Source organism: Streptomyces sp. NPDC002490 (assembly GCF_040296045.1).
In the GTDB taxonomy this organism is placed as follows: Bacteria; Actinomycetota; Actinomycetes; order Streptomycetales; family Streptomycetaceae; genus Streptomyces.
On sequence record NZ_JBEOWM010000005.1, the window covers coordinates 38,824 to 57,756 of the forward strand.

Below are 18,933 nucleotides of genomic sequence, written 5' to 3' on the forward strand. Positions count from 1 at the left end.
GCCGGCCCGCCCCGGGCGCGAAGTACCAAGGGTCGCGCACGGCGTGGGACGACGGCGCACGACCGCCACGAGGGTGCCCGGTGCACTTCAGTGCGCTGCTGACGCTCCCTGCGCGCCGGGCTGTCGGCCCGTCACCCGGACCACGTTCGCCAACGGCTCCCCCGCGGCGTACCGGGTGAGTTGCTCGACCAGCAGGCGCTCCGCGCGGGGGCGGAACGCGCTGGAGGGACCGCCCGCGTGCGGGCTGATCAGCACCCCCGGGGAGTGCCACAACGGATGCCCTGCGGGGAGCGGTTCGGGGTCGGTGACGTCGAGGGCGGCGGTCAACCGCCCCGGGTTCCCGGTCAGCTCCGCGAGGAGCGCCCCGGTGTCCACGACCGCCCCGCGCGCGATGTTCACCAACAGCGCCCCGTCCTTCATCCGGGCCAGGAACCCGGCGTCGACGAGGTGCCGGGTGGCGTCGGTGAGCGGGGTGGCGAGCACCACCACGTCGGCGGCCGGCAGCAGCGCGGGCAGGTCGGCCAGGGCGTGCACGGGGCCGTGCGGGGCGAGCCTCGCCCGGCGGGCGACCCGGGTGACCTCCCCGACCTCGAACGGCCGCAGTCGGTCCTCGATCGCCGCGCCGATCGACCCGTACCCCACGATGAGGACCGACCGGTCGGCGAGGGCGGGGCGGAAGCCCGGACGCCAGTGGCCGCGGTCCTGGTCGCGCACGTGGTCGGGGATGCCGCGCAGGGCGGCGAGGACCAGGGCGAGGGCCAGTTCGGCGGTACTGGCGTCGTGCACCCCGCGCGCGTTGCACAGCCGGACCCCGGCGGGCAGCGCGTCCACCGCGGGCAGCACGTCGTCCACCCCGGCGGTGAGCGTCTGGACCACCTCCAGCCGGGGCATCAGGGGCAGGGCGCCCACCTTCACGGACGACCGCTTCAGGTAGGGCACGGTGAAGAAGGCGCACCGGGCCGGGTCGGCGGGGTACGGCTGCGTGCCGTCCTCCCCGCCGTCGTAGAAGTGGTAGTCCAGCCCAGCGGGGAGACCCGCGATCTCCTCGGGCGGCAGCGCGAGCCATACGTCACCGGTCATGCCCCGAGGCTATGCGCTGTCGGCACTCCCCGTCGGCCCGCCTGCGCCGGCGGCTGCGCCCCCGGCGTGCGCCCGCCGCCGCACGGCTCGGCGACCCGGGCACGGAGGACGGTCACCAGCGGTTAGTTTGGGGGCCGCTCGAACGGCACGGGGAGGGTACGGCGAGGTGGAGCGCAGGACGATCGGCGCGACGGCACTCGAAGTGGGCGCGGTGGGACTCGGCTGCATGCCGATGAGTTGGGCGTACTCCGCCTCCCGACGGCGCGGCGACGAATCCCTGCGCACCGTGCACACGGCCCTGGACCGGGGGTGCACGCTGCTCGACACCGCCGACATGTACGGGCCGTTCACCAACGAGCTGCTGCTCGGACGGGTCCTCAGGGAACGCCGGGGCGAGGCCTTCGTCACCACCAAGTGCGGGCTGTTGGTGGGGGATCAGCACATCGTCGCCAACGGCCGGCCGAGCTACGTGAAGCGGGCCTGCGACGCCTCCCTGCGCCGGCTCCAGACCGATGTGATCGACCTGTACCAGTTGCACCGGGCGGATCCGGAGGTTCCGGTCGAGGAGACCTGGGGCGCGATGGCCGAGTTGGTGGGTGCGGGCAAGGTGCGGGCCCTCGGGGTCTGCGCCCTGGGCGCCCGGGCCTCCCGCCGCTCGGGCGGGCGACGCCCCCACGAGGTGACGGTCCGCCGGCTGGAACGGATGCAGCAGGTCTTCCCGGTCGCCGCGGTCGAGGCGGAGCTGTCGGTGTGGTCCCCGGAGGCCCTGGAGGTGCTCCTGCCCTGGTGCGAGGCGCGCGGGGTGGGCCTCCTCGCGGCGATGCCCCTCGGCAGCGGGTACCTGACGGGCACCCTCACCCCGGGGCAGGGCTTCGAACCCGACGACGCCCGGGCCCGGCACCCCCGGTTCACCGCCGAGGTGATGGCCGCCAACCAGTCGATCGTGGCGGGATTGCGCCGGGTCGCCCGGCGGCACGGGCCGGACGCCACCCCCGCCCAGGTGGCGCTGGCCTGGGTGCTGGAGCGGGGCCGGCACGTGATCGCGGTGCCCGGGGCCAAACGGGCCCGCTGGGTGGTGGAGAACTCCCGGGCCGCCGCGCTGCGGCTCACGGACGCCGACCGGGCGGAGATCGCCGCCCTGCCGCCGGTCCGGGAGTCCTGGGAGCCCCGGGAGTAGGACGCCCGTCCGCGTCGACGCGCCGGGCGCGTTCCGCGCCGCCGGGAACCTTCCGGCGCCCGGCGGGGTACTCAAGGTGAACCCGCCCCGTCGAAGGGACCGCGATCGTGTCACGTCCAACCATGACGGCCGCCCTCACCGCGGCCGTGCTCGTGCTCCTCTCCGGATGCTCCTCCGGGGAGGAGGCCCCGCCCGCCGACCGCGGGAGCGGATCGGCCTCCCCCGCCGCGCCCTCCCCCGGCCGCACCGCCACGGCCGCCCCCGCGAAGGGCTCGGTGGAGGCGGTCCGCACCGTGGCCGAGGGGCTCGACTCGCCCTGGGGGCTGGTGTCGCTGCCCGACGGGGACCTGCTGGTCTCCTCCCGGGACGAGGGCACCGTCAGCCGGATCGACGGCCGGACCGGCCAGCGGGTGGAGCTGGGCGCGGTGCCCGGGGTGGCGGCGGCCGGGGAGGGCGGGCTCCTCGGCATCGCCCTCTCCCCCGCCTTCGACTCCGACCGGATGGTCTACGCGTACTTCACCACCGCCTCGGACAACCGCATCGCCCGGATGCGGTACGAGGAGGACAAGCCCACCGGCGCGCAGCTCGGCGCGCCGAGCACGGTGCTGCGGGGCATCCCCAAGGGCACGATCCACAACGGCGGGCGCATCGCCTTCGGCCCGGACGGGATGTTGTACGCCGGAACGGGCGAGATCGGTGACACCGGGCTGGCCCAGGACAAGGAGTCCCTCGCCGGGAAGGTCCTGCGGATGACCCCGACCGGTGAACCGGCGCCCGGGAACCCCTTCGGGGAGGATTCGTACGTCTACTCCTACGGTCACCGCAACGTCCAGGGACTGGCCTGGGACGAGGAGGGACGGCTGTGGGCCTCGGAGTTCGGGCAGAACACCTGGGACGAGCTGAACCACATCGTGGCCGGTGACAACTACGGCTGGCCCGAGGCGGAGGGCAAGGGCTCCGGCAGGGACTTCCACGACCCGGTCGCCCAGTGGCGCACCTCGGACGCCTCCCCCAGCGGGATCGCCTACGCGGCGGGCTCGATCTGGCTGGCGGGGCTGCGCGGCGAACGCCTGTGGCGGGTGCCCGTCCGGGGCGTGGACGGCGCCCCGGAGCCGGAGGAGTTCCTGCGCGGCGAGTACGGACGGCTGCGCACGGTGGTGGCGGTGGGCGGCAACACCCTGCTGCTCACCAGCAGCGAGACCGACGGCCGGGGAACGCCCGGCCGGGGCGACGACCGCATGGTGGAGCTGGAGGTGGAGTGACGCGGGGCGGTCGCAGGGCCGCCGGGGCGGGACGCTACGGCTGCGCCCGCGCGGACGGCGGATCCGGGGCGAGCAGTCGCAGCCGGTGCACCAGGGCCGCGGCCTCGCCCCGACCGGACACCCCGAGCTTGGGGAGGATGTGGGAGACGTGGACGCTCGCCGTCTTGGGCGAGATGAACAGTTCCTCCGCGATCTGGCGGTTGCTGCGCCCCGCGGCGACCAGGCCCAGGACCTCCCGCTCGCGCGGAGTGAGCCCGTAGCGGGCCAACGGGTCGGTGGGGGCGGGCGCGCCGGGGCGGGCGAGGGCGAGCCGAGCGCGCCCGGCGAGCGCGGTCACGGCCTCGCCGAGGGGGGCGGCGCCCAGGTGTCGGGCCAGGGCGGCGGTCTGCCGGAGCAGTTCCGCCGCCCGGGCCCGGCCGTCGGGTGCGTCCTCGCCCACCGCGGTGGCCGGGGGCGTCGGCGGGCTCCCCCCTCCGACGGACGGGCCGCGACGCGCGGCGGCGCCCGCAGTGGCCTCCGCGAGCAGTGCCTCGGCCAGCCGGTAGCGGACCCGGGCGAGGTCGTAGGGGCGTTCCAAGGGGGTGAAGGCGTCGACGACCGCGTACCAGTCGGCACAGGTCGAGAGGTGCTCGGCGCGGCGCATCTCGGCACGGACCCACAGCGCGTGCGCGTGCCACACGGGGGCGCCCGTGGCCACGGACTTCACGGCGGTGCGGAGGGTGGCGAGGGCGACTGCCCGGCCGGGCGCGGCGATCGGCAGCCCGCGCGCCTCGGTCTCCAGGGTGGCGGCGGCGACCAGCAGCGGCCAGACGTAGCGCTGGGTGCCGGGCGGGAAGCCCGCGGCGAGGGCGGCGGCGAACTCCGCCCGGGCGTCCAGGATCCGGCCCTCGCCGGCGGCGACGCCGAGGGCGAGCCGGGCGAGGGGGATGGCCTGCTGGGGCACGGGGTCGTGGCTGCCGTAGTGGCGGCGGGCCTCGGCCAGGTGCCGGGCGGTCCCCCCGGTGTCCCCGCGGGCCAGGGCGAGGTGGCCGGCGATCACGGCGGCGGCGCCACGGGGCTTGGAGCCGTGGCCGGGGTGCTCGGCGTGGGCGACGGCCCGGACGGCCTCGTCCCAGCGTCCGAGGCTGTAGAGCGAGTCGGCGAGGTTGCCCCAGATCCACGCCTGCGTCTCGCGCAGGCCGTAGTGGCGGGCGTGGTCGACGCCCTCGTGCAACAGGGCGACGGCCTCGCGGGAGCGGCCCAGCGCTTCGAGCGAGTGGGGGAGGTTCACGTACACGCGGCCGGAGCCGCTCAGGCCGAGCCCCAGCGCGTTCTCCTTGATCCGGTACATCTGGGCGAGGCCCGCCTCCGCGTCGCCGGCGTCGACCATGAGGCTGCTGAGCGTGAGCCGGGCGTTCTGCTCGATCTCCGCGGCGCCCACCATGCGCGCGTACTCGACGGCGCGCTCCGCGGCGGTGAAGCTGTCCGGGCCGGGCCGGTGGATCATCGACCAGTTGGCCACCCGGGCGAGGACCTCGGCGTGCACCGGGGACGGCGGCAGCCCCCGCACCAGGTCCTGGGCGGTGGCGAGTTCCTGCCAGCCGTCACCGCGGGCGAGTGCCTGGACCAGCATCGACCGCTGCACCCAGAACCAGGCGGCGCGCAGCGGGTCGGGGGCCTCCTCCAAGGACCGCAGGGCCCGCTTGGTGATCTTCAGGGCCCGGACGCGTTCCCCGCAGAGGCGCCCGGCGACGGCGGCTTCGGCCAGGACGTCGTGGAAGGTGAGGGGAGTGGCTGCGGGCATCCCCTCGTAGGGCAGGAACTGGCCGATGTAGTCGCCCGCGCAGAGCCGGACCCGCACCGTTTCGGGGGCGCCGTCCCACAGGTGCATCGCCCGTTCCAGCAGGCTCAGTTGCTCGGCGTAGGCGTACCGGTCGCGGGCCTCGGCGGAGGCGCCCAGCACGGCGGGGAGCGCCTTGGCGGGGTCGTGCGCGTGGTACCAGTAGCTGGCCAGTCGGGTGGCGCGCTCGTCTGCGGGCACCAGGGTCGGCTCGGCTTCCAGGGCCTCGGCGTAACGACGGTTGAGGCGGGAGCGTTCCCCGGGCAGCAGGTCGTCGCTGACCGCTTCGCGGACCAGGGAGTGCCGGAACCGGTAGCCGTCGCCGTCCGCGGTGGGCTGGAGGACGCTGGCGCCGACCGCGGCGCGCAGCGCCTCGATGAGCCCGTCCTCGGCGAGCCCGACGACCGCGGCGAGCAGGGCGTGCCCCACCGTGGAGCCGCCCTCGGCAACCGCCCTGACCACGTGTTGGGCGGGGTCGGGGAGACCTTCGACGCGGACCAGGAGGAGGTCGCGCAGCGAGTCGGACAGCGGCGGACAGCGGTCCTCCCCCGCAGCGGCGGCGAGTTCCTCGACGAAGAAGGCGTTGCCGTCCGAGCGGGCGAAGACCTCGTCGACGAGGACGGGGTCGGGCTGCGTGGCGAGGATTCCGGCCATCTGCGCGCCCACCTCGATCCGGTTGAATCGGTGGAGTTCCACGCGGCGGACGCTGCGCAGCCGGTCGAGTTCGGCCAGGAGGGGGCGCAGCGGGTGGCGGCGGTGGATGTCGTCGGCGCGGTAGCTGGCGAGGACGACGATCCGGCCGCGGCGCAGGGCGCGGAACAGATAGGTGAGCAGGTGCCGGGTGGAGGCGTCGGCCCAGTGCAGGTCCTCCAGGACCAGCAGGAGGGTCCGGTCGTGGGCGAGCCGTTCCAGGAGGCGAACGGTCAGTTCGAAGAGGCGGGCCATGGCCTCCTCGTTGTGGCTGCTGCCGCCGACCGGGCCGCCCAACTCCGGGAGCAGTCGGGCGAGTTCCTCCTCCTGGCCGGCGGCGGCAGCCGCGAGTTCCTCGGGGAGCAGCAGGCGCAGGGCCCGGAGGGCGGTGGAGAAGGGCGCGAAGGGCAGGCCGTCCGCCCCGATCTCCACGCAACCGCCGATGGCGACGACGACGTCCCGGGTGAGGGCCGAGCGGGCGAACTCCTCGATGAGACGCGTCTTTCCGACGCCGGCCTCGCCACCGAGCAGGAGTGCTTGCGGCTCCCCCCGGGCCGCGCGGCCGAGCGCTTGGTGCAGCACCGCCAGTTCGGCGGTGCGGCCGATGAACACGGGGCTGACGGATCGGGACTCCACGCCGCCGAGCATCGCACAGCGGCGAGGAACTCCCCCAGTGGATATCTCCGCAGGTCCACGGGGCGGACGGGGGCCGGGGGGACCGGTGGGCCGGTCGGCGGGGCCCGGCGGGGGCACTGGGGTGCGCGGCGCCCCGGAGGGCGCCGGGCCGGCGTCCCCGCGCTGCCCACGGGGGTCCGGCGCGGGGACGCCGACGGTCATGCGGCGCGGGCGTAGTTCTCGGTCCGCGGCCCCGGGGGTCGGGGCCGTTCCGGCGTGCCCGGATCGGCGCCGTCCACGGACTCGCCTTCCCGCTCCAGGCGGCGCACCTGGTCGAGGAGACGCCGGCGGGCGGCCTCCTGGTGGAGTTCGGCGGCCCTCAACTGGTGCAGTTCGTAAGCGAACATCGGGTTCCCCCTCGGACGGTGGTGACACCTCTTGGTGCACTTCCACCGTCGCCGTAGGCGAGGGCCCCGCGCATCGGGAAGATGCCGCATCCTGGGCGCCCCGGGTGCCTTAGGTCCCCGCGGGAACCTGCCCGAGGCGGATGAGGAGACGGGTACGGGGCTGCGGTCGCTAGCCGTTCCCCCGTGCCGCGCGCCACTGCGGAGCCAGCACGGACCACACCTCCATGTCGTGGCGCACCCCCCGGTAGGGGTAGCTCTCGCGGAGGACTCCGTCGCGGTGCATGCCGAGCCGCTGGGCGACCCGGCGGCTCGGCTCGTTGGCGGCGGCCGTGACCCATTCCGCGCGGTGCATGCCGCGCTCCTCGAAGGCCCAGTCGAGCAGGGCGCGGGCGCCCCGGGTGACCAGGCCGCGTCCGGTGGCGGCGGGCTCCAGCCAGCAGCCGATCTCGCAGTTGCCGGTGGTCGCGTCGAAGGTCCGGAAGAGCAGTCCGCCGACGAGGGCGTCGTCGATCCAGATGCCGTGCAGGCTGCCGCTGTCGGCCGCGCGCTTGTCCGCGTACGAGCGGAGCAGGGCCCGGGCGGCGTCGGTGTCGTGGACCCCGGCGCCGAAGGCGATGTACTGCCCGATGAAGTCGCGCCCCCGGTCGAGGTGGGTCAGGAACTCCTCGGCGTGCCAGGGCTCCAGGGGACGCAGTCGTGCCCCGTTCCCGTCCAGTTCCCTCGCGTACACGGTGCTTCCCCTCGTCGTGGTGCGGGTGGTGCGGCGCCGCTGGTCAGGCGTCCGCCCCGGCTCGGGCGGACCGGTGCTCCTCGCGCCGCCCCGGAATCCTCGCACGTCCGCCGTCGGCGGCGACGGGTTGCCGGGGCCGCTCGATGCTGATCCGGGGCAGGATCCGGTCCAGGGAGCGGGGCAGCCACCAGTTGGCGCTGCCGAGCAGGTGCATCAGGGCCGGTACCAGGAGGGTGCGCAGCACGAACGCGTCCAGGGCGACGGCGGCGGCCAGGGCGATGCCGAACATGGCGATGACCCGGTCGCCGGTGAGGACGAACGCCAGGAAGACGGCGATCATGATGACCGCGGCGGAGTTGATCACCCGACTGGTCTCGGCGAGGCCGACCCGGACGGCCCGTCGGTTGTCCCGGGTCGCCAACCACTCCTCGTACATCCGGCTGACCAGGAAGACCTGGTAGTCCATGGAGAGCCCGAAGAGCACCGACACCATGATCACGGGCAGGAAGGGTTCGATGGGGCCGGCCCGGCCGAGACCGAGGAGGTCGCTCCCCCACCCCCACTGGAACACCGCGACGACGACCCCGAAGGCCCCGGCGACGGCGAGCACGTTCATGGCGGCGGCCTTGAGCGGGATGCCGATCGAGCGGAAGGCCAGCAGGAGCAGCACGCAGCCCAGGGCGACGACGACCCCGACGAACAGGGGCAGCTTGCCGACGATGAGCGCGGCGAAGTCGTCGTAGCCGGCGGTGACCCCGCCGACGTGCAGGTCGAGGGCGGTGCCCTGCTCCGCGCGCGGCAGCACCTCGGTGCGCAGCCGGTCCACCAGGTCGCTGGTCCGCTGGGACTGGGGGGCGGACTCGGGGATGACGGTGAGCAGGGCGGTGTCCCCGTCGGGGGCGTAGGTGACGGGGCTGACCGAAGCCACGTCCTCGGTGCCCCGCACGGCCTCGGCGAGTTCCGCCAGGGCGGCCCGGTCCGCCGCCCCGTGCACCTCGCCGACCAGGGTGAGCGGGCCGTTGACGCCGGCACCGAAGCCCTCGGCGAGCAGGTCGTACGCCTGGCGGGTGGTGGCGGACTCCGGGTTGTTGCCCTGGTCGGAGGTGCCGAGGCGGAGCGAGAGGGTGGGCAGGGCGAGCACCGTGACGGCGGCGAGGGCGAGGACGCCCAGCTTCTTGGGGTGCCGTTCCACGAAGGCGGCCCAGCGGGCGGCGAGCCCCTGCGGGGGCGTGCCCGTCTCCGGTTCGGGACCTTGCTCGGCGAGTCGGCGGCGCTCCCGCCGGCCGAGGGCGCGCGGGCCGATCCAGGACAGCAGGGCCGGCAGCAGGGTGACGGAGGCGGCGACGGTGAGGACGACGGTCAGCGAGGCGGCGATGGCGACCCCGTTGAGGAACCCGAGTCGCAGGACGAGCATGCCGAGCAGGGCAATGCAGACGGTGGCGCCGGCGAAGACGACGGCGCGCCCGGTGGTGGCGACGGCCTCCTCGACGGCCTTCCCGACCGGGAGGCCACGGCGCAGTCCCTGCCGGTGCCGGGTGACGACGAACAGCGCGTAGTCGATGCCGACGCCGAGGCCGATGAGCATGCCGAGCATCGGGGCGAAGTCGGCGACGGTCATGGCGTGCCCGAGCAGCACGGTCCCCGCGTAGGCGGTGCCGACGCTGACCAGGGCGGTCGCTATCGGCAGCAGGGAGGCGGCGAGGGAGCCGAAGACCAGGAACAGCACCACGGCCGCGACGGCGACGCCCACGGTCTCGGCGAGGAGGCCGCCGCGGGGTTCGGTGAGGGCGACGGCGCTGCCGCCGAGCTCGACGCGCAGGCCGTCACCGGCGGCCTGCGCGGCGGTGTCGACGACGGAGCGGGCGTCGGCCGCGGTGAGGTCGCCCACGGGGCGGTCGAAGGTGACGGTGGCGTAGGCGGTGCGGCCGTCCGCGCTGATCCGGTCGGCCTGCGCGGGCCCCTCGCCGTAGGGGCCGGTGACGGCGGCGACGGCCGGCAGCTCGGCGACCTCGTCCAGGGTCCGCGTCATGGTCCGTTCCACGTCGGCGGCGCGCACGGTGCCGTTCTCGGTGTGCCAGACGATGGTGCCGCCCTCGCCGACGACGCCGGGGAAGCCCCGGGCGAGGAGTTCGGTGGCCCGACCCGATTCGGTGCCGGGCACCTCGTAGTCGGTGGAGTACGCGGAGCCGGCCAGGGCCGCCGCGCTCGCAGTGGCGCCGAGGGTGAGCAGCCAGAGCAGGACCGCCAGGAGGCGGTGCCGGACGCACCATCGTGCGAGTGCTGCCACCGTGGGGCTCCCGGGGTGCTGGGTCGGCCTTCCGCGGGAGGAGCCGCTGCCCCGGTGGGGGCGCGCGGCAGGATCCGGAGCGCCCACGGTGGTCCGCGGGCGCTCCGGAGCCGCCGGGAAGAACGCGAGAACGGCGTGTCGGCGCGGGCGCACGCGGGTGCCCCGCGCTCGGGACGCGTCCGCGCGGAGGACCGCGCACGCCCCGGACGACACGGATGGACCGCTGCCACTCTCGCAGGATCGGGTGATCGTTGGACCGGTTCGTGGTTCTCCTCACAGAACCGGTGGGGCCGGGCTCGGGACGCTTCCGGACGCGCCGGAGGGCGGCCCCGGGAACCCCGGGACCGCCCTCGTCGCCTGCGTCAGCCCTCCACACCCAGCTGGGCGAGGATCAGCTCCTTGACCCGGGCCGCGTCCGCCTGGCCGCGGGTCGCCTTCATGACGGCCCCCACCAGGGCGCCCGCCGCCTGGACCTTGCCACCGCGGATCTTCTCCGCGATGCCGGGGTTCTGGGCGATGGCGTCCGACACGGCCGCGGTGAGTGCGCCGTCGTCGGAGACGACCTTCAGGCCGCGCTCCTCCACGACCTCGTCCGGGGTGCCCTCGCCGGCGAGGACGCCCTCGATGACCTGCCGGGCCAGCTTGTCGTTGAGGTCACCGCCCGCGACCAGCTCCGCCACCCGGGCGACCTGCGCCGGGGTGATCGGCAGCTCGTCCAGGGCCCGCCCGGACTCGTTGGCGCTGCGGGCCAGCTCGCCCATCCACCACTTGCGGGCGGCGGCCGAGTCGGCCCCGGCCTCGATGGTGGCGGCGATCGGGTCGACGGCGCCCGCGTTGAGGATCGACTGCATGTCGTGCTCGGAGACGCCCCACTCCTCGCGCAGTCGGTTGCGGCGCACCCGGGGCAGCTCGGGCAGGGTGGTGCGCAGCTCTTCCACCCACGCGCGGGCGGGGGCCACGGGCACCAGGTCGGGCTCCGGGAAGTACCGGTAGTCCTCGGCCTCCTCCTTGATCCGGCCGGAGGTCGTGGAGCCGGTGTCCTCGTGGAAGTGGCGGGTCTCCTGGACGATGGCGCCGCCCTCGTTCAGGACCGCCGCGTGGCGCTGGATCTCGAAGCGGGCGGCCCGCTCCACGGACCGCAGCGAGTTGACGTTCTTGGTCTCGCTGCGGGTGCCGAACTTCTCCCGGCCGTGCGGGCGCAGCGACAGGTTCACGTCGCAGCGCATCTGGCCCATCTCCATCCGGGCCTCGGAGACGCCGAGGGCCCGGATCAGCTCGCGCAGCTCGGCGACGTACGCCTTGGCGACCTCGGGGGCCCGCTCGCCCGCGCCGACGATCGGCTTGGTGACGATCTCGATGAGGGGGATGCCCGCGCGGTTGTAGTCGAGCAGCGAGTGGGAGGCGCCGTGGATGCGGCCGGTGGCACCGCCGACGTGCGTCGACTTGCCGGTGTCCTCCTCCATGTGGGCGCGTTCGATCTCCACGCGGAAGACCTCGCCGTCCTCCAGCTGGACGTCCAGGTAGCCGTCGAAGGCGATGGGCTCGTCGTACTGGGAGGTCTGGAAGTTCTTCGGCATGTCCGGATAGAAGTAGTTCTTCCGGGCGAAGCGGCACCACTCGGCGATCTCGCAGTGCAGCGCGAGACCGATCTTGATCGCGGACTCGACGCCGGTCGCGTTGACGACCGGGAGGGAACCCGGCAGGCCGAGGCAGGTGGGGCAGGTCTGCGTGTTGGGCTCCGCGCCCAGCTCCGTGGAGCAGCCGCAGAACATCTTGGTCCTGGTGCCCAGCTCGACATGGACCTCCAGGCCCATGACGGGGTCGTAGGACGCGAGGGCGTCCTCGTACGACACCAGGTCGGTCGTGACAGTCACGTGGAACTTCCCTCTCAGCCCAGCAGGACGTCGTCGTCACCGAGGCGCTTCAGCTCCCGGTAGAGGATCGCCAGTCCGGTGACGATGGCGGCGGCGGACACGGCGGCGTCGACCAGCCGCAGCGTGTCGTGCTCGGAGCGGGCCTTGCGGGCCTGCTTGACGATGCTCACCGCGCCGAACGCCGTGGTGGCCATGGACAGGTAGGTGCCGGACTTGGACTTCTTGAAGCCCTTGGCCTTGGACAGTGCGCTCACAGTGACGGTGCCTCCTCAAGCAGCGGGTGACCCCAGCGTTCCACGAAGGCGGCCTCGACGGCGGCACCGACCTTGTAGAGGCGGTCGTCCTGCATCGCCGGGGCGATGATCTGGAGGCCGACCGGGAGGCCGTCCTCCGGGGCGAGGCCGCAGGGCAGCGACATGGCCGCGTTGCCCGCCAGGTTGGTCGGGATGGTGCACAGGTCGGCGAGGTACATCGCCATCGGGTCGTCGGCCCGCTCCCCGATCGGGAACGCGGTCGTCGGCGTCGTCGGCGAGACGATCACGTCGACCTGCTCGAACGCCTTCTCGAAGTCCCGGGTGATCAGCGTGCGGACCTTCTGGGCGCTGCCGTAGTACGCGTCGTAGTAGCCGGAGCTGAGCGCGTAGGTGCCGAGCATGATGCGCCGCTTCACCTCGTCGCCGAAACCCGCCTCACGGGTGAGCGCGGTGACCTCCTCGGCGGAGTGGTCGCCGTCGTCGCCGACCCGCAGGCCGTAGCGCATGGCGTCGAAGCGGGCCAGGTTGCTGGAGCACTCGGAGGGCGCGATCAGGTAGTACGCCGACAGCGCCAGGTCGAAGGACGGGCAGTCCAACTCGACGATCTCGGCGCCCAGTTCCTTGAGCAGCTCCACCGACTCGTCGAAGCGCTGCACCACGCCGGCCTGGTAGCCCTCGCCGCGGAACTGCTTCACCACGCCGACCCGCATGCCCGCCACCGAACCGTTGCGGGCGGCCTCGACCACCGGCGGGACCGGGGCGTCGATGGAGGTGGAGTCCAGCGGGTCGTGGCCGCCGATGACCTCGTGCAGCAGGGCCGCGTCGAGGACCGTGCGGGCACAGGGGCCGCCCTGGTCCAGGGAGCTGGAGAACGCGACCATGCCGTAGCGGGACACCCCGCCGTACGTCGGCTTGACGCCGACGGTGCCGGTGACGGCCGCGGGCTGGCGGATGGAGCCGCCGGTGTCGGTGCCGATCGCCAGCGGCGCCTGGTAGGAGGCGAGGGCCGCGGAGGAACCGCCGCCGGAGCCGCCCGGGATGCGGGTCAGGTCCCACGGGTTGCCGGTCGGCCCGTAGGCGCTGTTCTCGGTGGAGGACCCCATGGCGAACTCGTCCATGTTGGTCTTGCCGAGGATGACGACGTCCGCGGCCTTCAGCTTCTTGGTGAGGGTCGCGTCGTAGGGCGGGATCCACCCTTCGAGGATCTTGGAGCCGACCGTGGTCGGCACGCCCCGGGTGGTGAAGATGTCCTTCAGCGCCAGCGGCACGCCCGCGAGCGGCCCCAGTTCCTCGCCGGCGGCGCGCTTGGCGTCCACCGCGCGGGCCTGGGCGAGGGCGCCCTCGCGGTCCACGTGCAGGAACGCGTGGACCTTCTCGTCGACGGCCTCGATCCGGGCCAGGTGGGCCTCGGTCACCTCGACGGCGGTCAGCTCGCCGGAGGCGATGCGCGCCGCCGTCTCGGCGGCGGTCAGCTTGATGATGCTGTTCGGGTCGGCCATGGCGGTCAGTCCTCCCCCAGGATCTGCGGGACCTTGAAACGCTGCTGCTCCTGGGCGGGGGCGCCGGACAGCGCCTGCTCGGGGGTGAGCGACGGTCGGACCTCGTCCGCGCGCATGACGTTCGTCAGCGGCAGCGGGTGGGAGGTCGGCGGGACGTCCTGGTCGGCGACCTCGGCGACGCGGGCGACCGCGCCGATGATGTCGTCGAGCTGACCGGCGAAGTGGTCGAGTTCTTCGCTCTTCAGCTCCAGGCGTGCCAGCCGGGCGAGGTGAGCGACCTCCTCGCGCGTGATGCCAGGCATGCGGCGATCCTCTAGGGGTGAGTAATGGGTTTTGGCCCAATCCTATGGGGCCCGACCCCGTCCCCGCGAAACCCCCGTCCGCACGCACGGGCCCGGGGGCTCCCCTGCGTGCGGACGGGAGCTCACCGCTCGGGGTGGCGCAGCTCCAGCGGGTCGCCGAGCCGGACGGGCCTGCCGTCCTCCCGCCGCAGGGCGTGCAGGCGCGCCCGCTCACCGGGCAGGAGCACGACGAGCGCCAGCCGGCCGGCGGAGGACGTCGACGTCCCGGAGGCGGCCGGTGGAGAGCGCTCGACCTCGACGAGGTCGACCTCGTCGCCGAGCAGTACCTCCCACACGTGCGCCAGCGCCCCGTCGTCCCCGTCCGGAGTGTCGATCAGGGACTCGGACTCCGCGACCACGGCCATCGGCGCCCCCGCGAGCACCACCCGCAGGACGGCGGGGTCCGCGATCTCGGCGCCGACGACCCCGCCGCCGAGGTGGTCCGGGCGCGCCCAGACGCCGTCCTCGCCCCGCAGGGAGTGGTACAACTCCTCGGCCAGTTGCCCGTCGTCCCTGCGGTGCAGGAGGAGGACGAACCCGAGGTCGCCGCTGATCCACACGTCGGCGACCAGGGGAGCACCCGGTTCCGGCTCGGAACGGCGGACCGCCGCGCGGTCGTGCGGCGGTCGGCCCAGCCGGAGGGCGGCCCGGGCGATGTCAGCCAACGGCTCTCGCATGCTGCTTGCGTGCTCCCTGGTGTCGGGCTGCGGGGGGGGCGTCCGGCTCCGCGTCCGAGGGAACCGTCAACCGGTGCCCGCAGCGACCGGGCCCCGATCGTAGTTCCTCCTCACGGCCGCCCGGTTGCCGGTGGCCGGGGTCGCTGGCGCCGCGGGTGGGCGGACCGGCCCCGGTGCCGCCGACCAAGATCCATAGATGCAGAATGCACCCATGTCGACGACGCACACCCCCGCCCCGGCCACCGCCGATGACGCGGGACCGATCAGCCGTTCCCTGGCGCGGGCCTTCCAGGACGACCCCATGATGGGCTGGTTCTTTCCCGAGGCGTCCTCGCGGGAGGCGTCCCTGGTCACGTACTTCACGGTGCTCTTCACCGGCCAGTACCTCCACAACGGGGTGTGCGAACGCACCGGTGGCGCGGCGGCCTTCTGGGTGCCGCCGGAGCAGGCTCGGGCCGTTCCTGACGAGGAGACCGTCGGGACCCTGCTGGGCCTCCTCGGCGACCGGGCCGGCGCGTTCCGCGCGGCCGTCGAGACGGCCGCCGCGCACGCGCCCCGGGAGCCGCACTGGTCCCTCGCCCTGATCGGCGCCGACCCCGCCGTCCGGGGCCTCGGACAGGGCGGCGCGCTGCTGCGCTCCGGGTTGGCGAAGGCGGACGCGACCGGGCACCCCGTGTACCTGGAGTCCTCCCAGGAGTCCAACATCCCGGTCTACGAACACTTCGGCTTCGCCGTCCGGGAGGAGGTGCCGCTGCCCGGGGGCGGGCCGGTGCTGTGGTCGATGTGGCGCGAGCCGCGCCCCCGAGCCGACCGCTGACGGTCCCCGCCCGGGGCCCTCAGACCGCGCCCCGCTCCTCGGCCCGGGGCGGCCCGCCGGGCAGCAGGAGGGCCACCAGCCACAGCACGGCCGCGACCGCGGCGGCCCCGCCGGCGGACGGGCCGTGGATGGCCCAGGCCCACCACTCGGGGGTGTTGTCCGCGCGGACGCCCAGCAGCAGCGTCGGGCCGAAGGTGCCCAGCGGGAGCAGCCAGGCCATGCCGTTGCCGAAGAACCGGGCGCTGATCACCGCGAGGCCGAGGTGGCCCACGGCGTTGCGGGCCGAGGTGGTGAAGACCTCCGTGGGCAGGCCGAAGGCCAGCGGCAGCGCGGCCAGGAGGAGGGCGAACAGGGTCAGCGCCACCACGTGCAGCCGGCGGTACAGGGCCATCGGCTGGGCCGCGTGCCGCTCCAGGTCGGCCATCGGCGAGTGGAGGGTGGTGGCCAGCACCACGGCGTGGGCGACGGGCACCAGCGCGGCCACCGGCACGCTGTAGTCGACCAGGTAGCGGACGTCGGGGAAGCCCACCCGGGACTCGGTGAGCGCCGAGGCGGCCACCGCGAGGACCAGCGCGACGAGCGCGGCGCGCGGCAGTTCGCGAGTGCGCGCGAAGGCGACGGCGGGGTTCACCGGGGCAGCGGGGGGACGGGACGACAGGAGCCGACGGCGTGCGCGGCGGCACCGAGCCAGCGGTCCCGGTTGGCGGCCGGCGCCTCCAGCACCCGACCCAGGGCGGCGCCGAAGTCCTCCCCGTAGTACGCCGGTGGCATCTTCGCCCGGCTCTGGACGGCCGCCTCCAGGAGGTAGGCGTCGGGCATGCCGCCGGCCTCGTCCAGCAGGTGCGGCCCGCAGCCCTGCGGCGGCTGCGGCAGCGCGGCGACGAGCAGCGACTCGGTGAGGGTCCGCGCGTCCACCGCCGGCCGGGCGAGGGGGAGTTCCGCGCTGCCGGTGCCCCGCGGGGCCAAGCCGACCTCGTGGAAGGCACGGCGGAACCCGGGGAGGTCGCCGAGGGCCTCGTCGACGGTGCGGGTCGCGGTGCGGGCCTGGGGCAGCAGGTGCCGGTTGTCGGGCCACAGGCACGTCTCGGTGCGGCCTTCGGTGACGCAGACGGGTTCCGCCGGCTGCGGCGCGGGGACCGCCCAGAAGGAGTGGGGGGCGGGTCGCAGGAACAGCAGGGTGCCGGCGGCCAGCACCGCCACCGCGACCGGTACCGCGACCAGCGGGCCGGGGGCCGGGGCCGTGCGGCGGGCCAGCGCGGGCAGGGCCAGGACGGCGAGCGCCGCCGCGGCGCACCAGGCGGTCGCGAGGAGCAGGCGCACGGTGTTCGGCTGGTGGGCGACGTCCCAGTGGCTGTCGATCGCCGGCAGCAGCCGGACCAGCGGCAGGTCGGGCGCGAAGGCGGTCAGCAGGAACACCAGGTACCAGAAGGCGCCGACGGCCGGGGCGATGATCCGGGACGGCAGCAGGGTGCCGGCGGCGACGCCGACCGCGATCTGCACCCCGATCACCGCCAGGGTCAGCAGCAGGGGCGTCCACGCCGGCCGGGTGACCTCGCTGATCTGGGCCGTGCGGTGGAAGGCGACGGCCGCCAGCAGGGCGGTGACCAGCAGCGCCCACAGCCATGCCGCGGCGCCCACCAGCAGCGCCTGCGACCAGCCGCCGCGGGGGGTGGTGTCCGCCCAGAGGTGCGCCCGGGTGCGCTGGGCGCGGCTGGCGCTCCAGGCAGCGGCGGCGGCCATCAGGGAGCCCATGACGATCACGCCGAAGACGTGGACGACCAGGCTCGTCTGGTTCCACCAGCCCGCCCAGTCGTTGGTCTGCGGGTCGCCGGAGAGCAGGTACCAGAGACCGGCGACCGCGCACAGGGCGGCCGCTTTGCCCGCCTCGCCCCGTCGCATCTCGTGCCACAGCACACGCGTCACGGTCGTTCGCTCCCCTGTTCCCCGGTGCCCTGGCCGACCACGGCCAGGTAGCCCGCTTCCACCGCCGGGCCGTCCAGTGCCGTCCCGTCGTGCCCCGGGGCCCGTCCGCAGAGTTCGGCGGCGGTGCCGCTGAAGCGGGCCCGGCCCTCCAGGAGGACGTGGATCCGTTCGCAGACGTGGGCGACGTCCTCGGCGAGGTGGGTGCTCAGCACCACGGCGGATCGTTCCCCCAAGTCCTTGATGAGGGTGCGGAACCCGACCCGTTGGGCGGGGTCCAGACCCACCGTGGGTTCGTCCAGCAGGACGAGGTCCGGACGGTTGACGACGGCCTGGGCGATGCCCGCCCGGCGGAGCATGCCGCCGGAGAGCGCGGACATGCGCCGGTCCGCGTACTTCTCCAACTCCACCAGGTGCAGGGCTTCGCGGACCCGGTCGCGCCGTTGCCCGGCGGGCACCTTGCGCAGCCAGGCCGCGTACTCCACGAACTCCTGGAGCGTGAAGCGCGGGTAGTAGCCGAAGGATTGGGGCAGCACGCCGACCCGTTCCCGCACGGCGCGGACGCCGGACCGGCCCCGCACCGGCTCGCCGAGCAGGGTCACGGTGCCCTCGTCGGGGCGGCGGGCCGTGCTCAGCAGGGAGAGCAGGGTGGTCTTGCCCGCTCCGTTCGGCCCGAGCAGGGCGGTGGTGCCGGAGCGGAACTCGGCGTGGACGCCGTCGAGGGCGACCACGGTCCGGTAGCGGACCGTGGCGCCCTCGACGGACGCGACCGGCGTCACACCGGTCGTGGTCATGTCACTGTCGACGGTCACTTTTTCCTGGTTTTTTAGTTCTCGGCGGCCACGAAACCGTAGGCACGGCTGCCGGGCACGCCCGCCCAGGTGGCCTTGGTGTAGTACTTGTTGCCGGTGCTGGTGCTCTTGTAGGCACCACAACCGTACCCACTGGAGTAGTTCCGGGAGGTCGACGCGATCTGCGGGTCGGGCAGGAGCGACCGGTCCTGGTAGACGTAGGCGCTGAACGTCTTCAGGTCCGACGTCGGAACGTCGCCGCAGGCACGGACGCGGTTGGAGCCGGGTCCGCTCCAACGGTTGCCGTCCTCCTGGCTTCCGGAGGTCGCGATCGAGAACGGCAGCCGGCTGCCGCTGATTTCACCGGCGGCGGCGATGCCGACGGGAAGTGCCAGCGCGGCGGCGAGGGTCGTCGCCGCTATGCGGCGGGGCGTGAGCAACATGATGTTTCCCCCATCATTCGTTTCCGTGAATTGATCTCGTATTCGAGATTCACACGAGTCGCGATCATCGTAGGTCGGGCCCAACCCGCCCCGGAGAGACGGAAGTCACACGTGTCATCAAATGGCTTGAAGAGGTGGTTGCAGCGCCCAACTACTTCTGGGGCGCAAGGGGCCCGCTGCCCTTGCCCGCACTGCGGGAACGTTCCGTTCCGGAACGGGCCGCCCCGGTGCGACATGGCCGAGTCTCACG

General features: G+C 74.3%; 17 protein-coding genes. 3 read left to right on the forward strand and 14 right to left on the reverse strand.

Going from position 1 to position 18,933, the window contains the following annotated elements; translation table 11 throughout:
* Positions 1-87: 87 nt before the first annotated feature.
* Positions 88-1,080, reverse strand: a complete 993-nt coding sequence (locus ABT092_RS04605) for a 2-hydroxyacid dehydrogenase (RefSeq protein WP_351239730.1) — start codon at positions 1,078-1,080, stop codon at positions 88-90.
* Positions 1,081-1,246: 166 nt separating this feature from the next.
* On the opposite strand from ABT092_RS04605, the gene ABT092_RS04610 reads away from it, so the two are divergent.
* Together ABT092_RS04610 and ABT092_RS04615 are read left to right on the forward strand one after the other, a co-directional pair.
* Positions 1,247-2,257, forward strand: a complete 1,011-nt coding sequence (locus tag ABT092_RS04610) for an aldo/keto reductase (protein ID WP_351239732.1) — start codon at positions 1,247-1,249, stop codon at positions 2,255-2,257.
* 122 nt (positions 2,258-2,379) lie between these two features.
* Entirely contained in the window at positions 2,380-3,519 is a 1,140-nt protein-coding gene (locus ABT092_RS04615; RefSeq protein ID WP_351239981.1) for a PQQ-dependent sugar dehydrogenase, read from the forward strand.
* Positions 3,520-3,553: 34 nt separating this feature from the next.
* Here the strand turns inward: ABT092_RS04615 and ABT092_RS04620 are convergent, their stop codons facing one another.
* The 9 genes from ABT092_RS04620 to ABT092_RS04660 all read right to left on the reverse strand — a co-directional run bounded on the left by ABT092_RS04620 (position 3,554) and on the right by ABT092_RS04660 (position 14,712).
* Complete coding sequence (locus tag ABT092_RS04620) at positions 3,554-6,676, reverse strand: helix-turn-helix transcriptional regulator (protein WP_351239734.1); 3,123 nt, start codon at positions 6,674-6,676, stop codon at positions 3,554-3,556.
* 185 nt (positions 6,677-6,861) lie between these two features.
* Positions 6,862-7,050, reverse strand: a complete 189-nt coding sequence (locus ABT092_RS04625) for a hypothetical protein (RefSeq protein ID WP_351239736.1) — start codon at positions 7,048-7,050, stop codon at positions 6,862-6,864.
* 169 nt (positions 7,051-7,219) lie between these two features.
* Positions 7,220-7,780 (reverse strand): GNAT family N-acetyltransferase, encoded by a 561-nt coding sequence (locus ABT092_RS04630; protein WP_351239738.1) that lies wholly within the window; start codon positions 7,778-7,780, stop codon positions 7,220-7,222.
* A 43-nt stretch (positions 7,781-7,823) separates the two neighbouring features.
* On the reverse strand, positions 7,824-10,067 hold the full coding sequence (locus ABT092_RS04635) for an MMPL family transporter (protein ID WP_351239740.1): 2,244 nt from the start codon (positions 10,065-10,067) through the stop codon (positions 7,824-7,826).
* 362 nt (positions 10,068-10,429) lie between these two features.
* On the reverse strand, positions 10,430-11,941 hold the full coding sequence (gene gatB, locus ABT092_RS04640; protein ID WP_351239742.1) for an Asp-tRNA(Asn)/Glu-tRNA(Gln) amidotransferase subunit GatB: 1,512 nt from the start codon (positions 11,939-11,941) through the stop codon (positions 10,430-10,432).
* 14 nt (positions 11,942-11,955) lie between these two features.
* Entirely contained in the window at positions 11,956-12,135 is a 180-nt protein-coding gene (locus tag ABT092_RS04645) for a hypothetical protein (protein ID WP_351239983.1), read from the reverse strand.
* Between the two features lie 56 nt (positions 12,136-12,191).
* Positions 12,192-13,694, reverse strand: coding sequence for an Asp-tRNA(Asn)/Glu-tRNA(Gln) amidotransferase subunit GatA (gene gatA / locus ABT092_RS04650; RefSeq protein WP_351239744.1), 1,503 nt, complete (start codon positions 13,692-13,694; stop codon positions 12,192-12,194).
* A gap of 5 nt (positions 13,695-13,699) precedes the next feature.
* Complete coding sequence (gatC, locus tag ABT092_RS04655; protein WP_023538474.1) at positions 13,700-13,996, reverse strand: Asp-tRNA(Asn)/Glu-tRNA(Gln) amidotransferase subunit GatC; 297 nt, start codon at positions 13,994-13,996, stop codon at positions 13,700-13,702.
* Between the two features lie 122 nt (positions 13,997-14,118).
* Positions 14,119-14,712, reverse strand: coding sequence for a hypothetical protein (locus tag ABT092_RS04660; protein WP_351239747.1), 594 nt, complete (start codon positions 14,710-14,712; stop codon positions 14,119-14,121).
* 211 nt (positions 14,713-14,923) lie between these two features.
* On the opposite strand from ABT092_RS04660, the gene ABT092_RS04665 reads away from it, so the two are divergent.
* The gene (locus ABT092_RS04665; RefSeq protein ID WP_351239749.1) at positions 14,924-15,529 is read left to right on the forward strand and encodes a GNAT family N-acetyltransferase; all 606 of its coding nucleotides are present in this window, start codon (positions 14,924-14,926) and stop codon (positions 15,527-15,529) included.
* 19 nt (positions 15,530-15,548) lie between these two features.
* Here ABT092_RS04665 and ABT092_RS04670 read toward each other — a convergent pair whose 3' ends face one another.
* From ABT092_RS04670 to ABT092_RS04685, 4 genes are read right to left on the reverse strand one after another with little or no spacing between them, the layout of a single operon-like run.
* Positions 15,549-16,160, reverse strand: a complete 612-nt coding sequence (locus tag ABT092_RS04670; protein WP_351239751.1) for a hypothetical protein — start codon at positions 16,158-16,160, stop codon at positions 15,549-15,551.
* Positions 16,157-17,452 (reverse strand): hypothetical protein, encoded by a 1,296-nt coding sequence (locus ABT092_RS04675; RefSeq protein WP_351239753.1) that lies wholly within the window; start codon positions 17,450-17,452, stop codon positions 16,157-16,159. The genes ABT092_RS04670 and ABT092_RS04675 overlap by 4 nt, the downstream gene beginning before the upstream one ends.
* Entirely contained in the window at positions 17,449-18,243 is a 795-nt protein-coding gene (locus ABT092_RS04680; RefSeq protein ID WP_351239755.1) for an ATP-binding cassette domain-containing protein, read from the reverse strand. Before ABT092_RS04680 ends, ABT092_RS04675 begins: the two co-directional genes overlap by 4 nt.
* 32 nt (positions 18,244-18,275) lie before the next feature.
* Positions 18,276-18,683, reverse strand: coding sequence for a hypothetical protein (locus ABT092_RS04685; protein WP_351239757.1), 408 nt, complete (start codon positions 18,681-18,683; stop codon positions 18,276-18,278).
* Between the last annotated feature and the right edge of the window lie 250 nt (positions 18,684-18,933).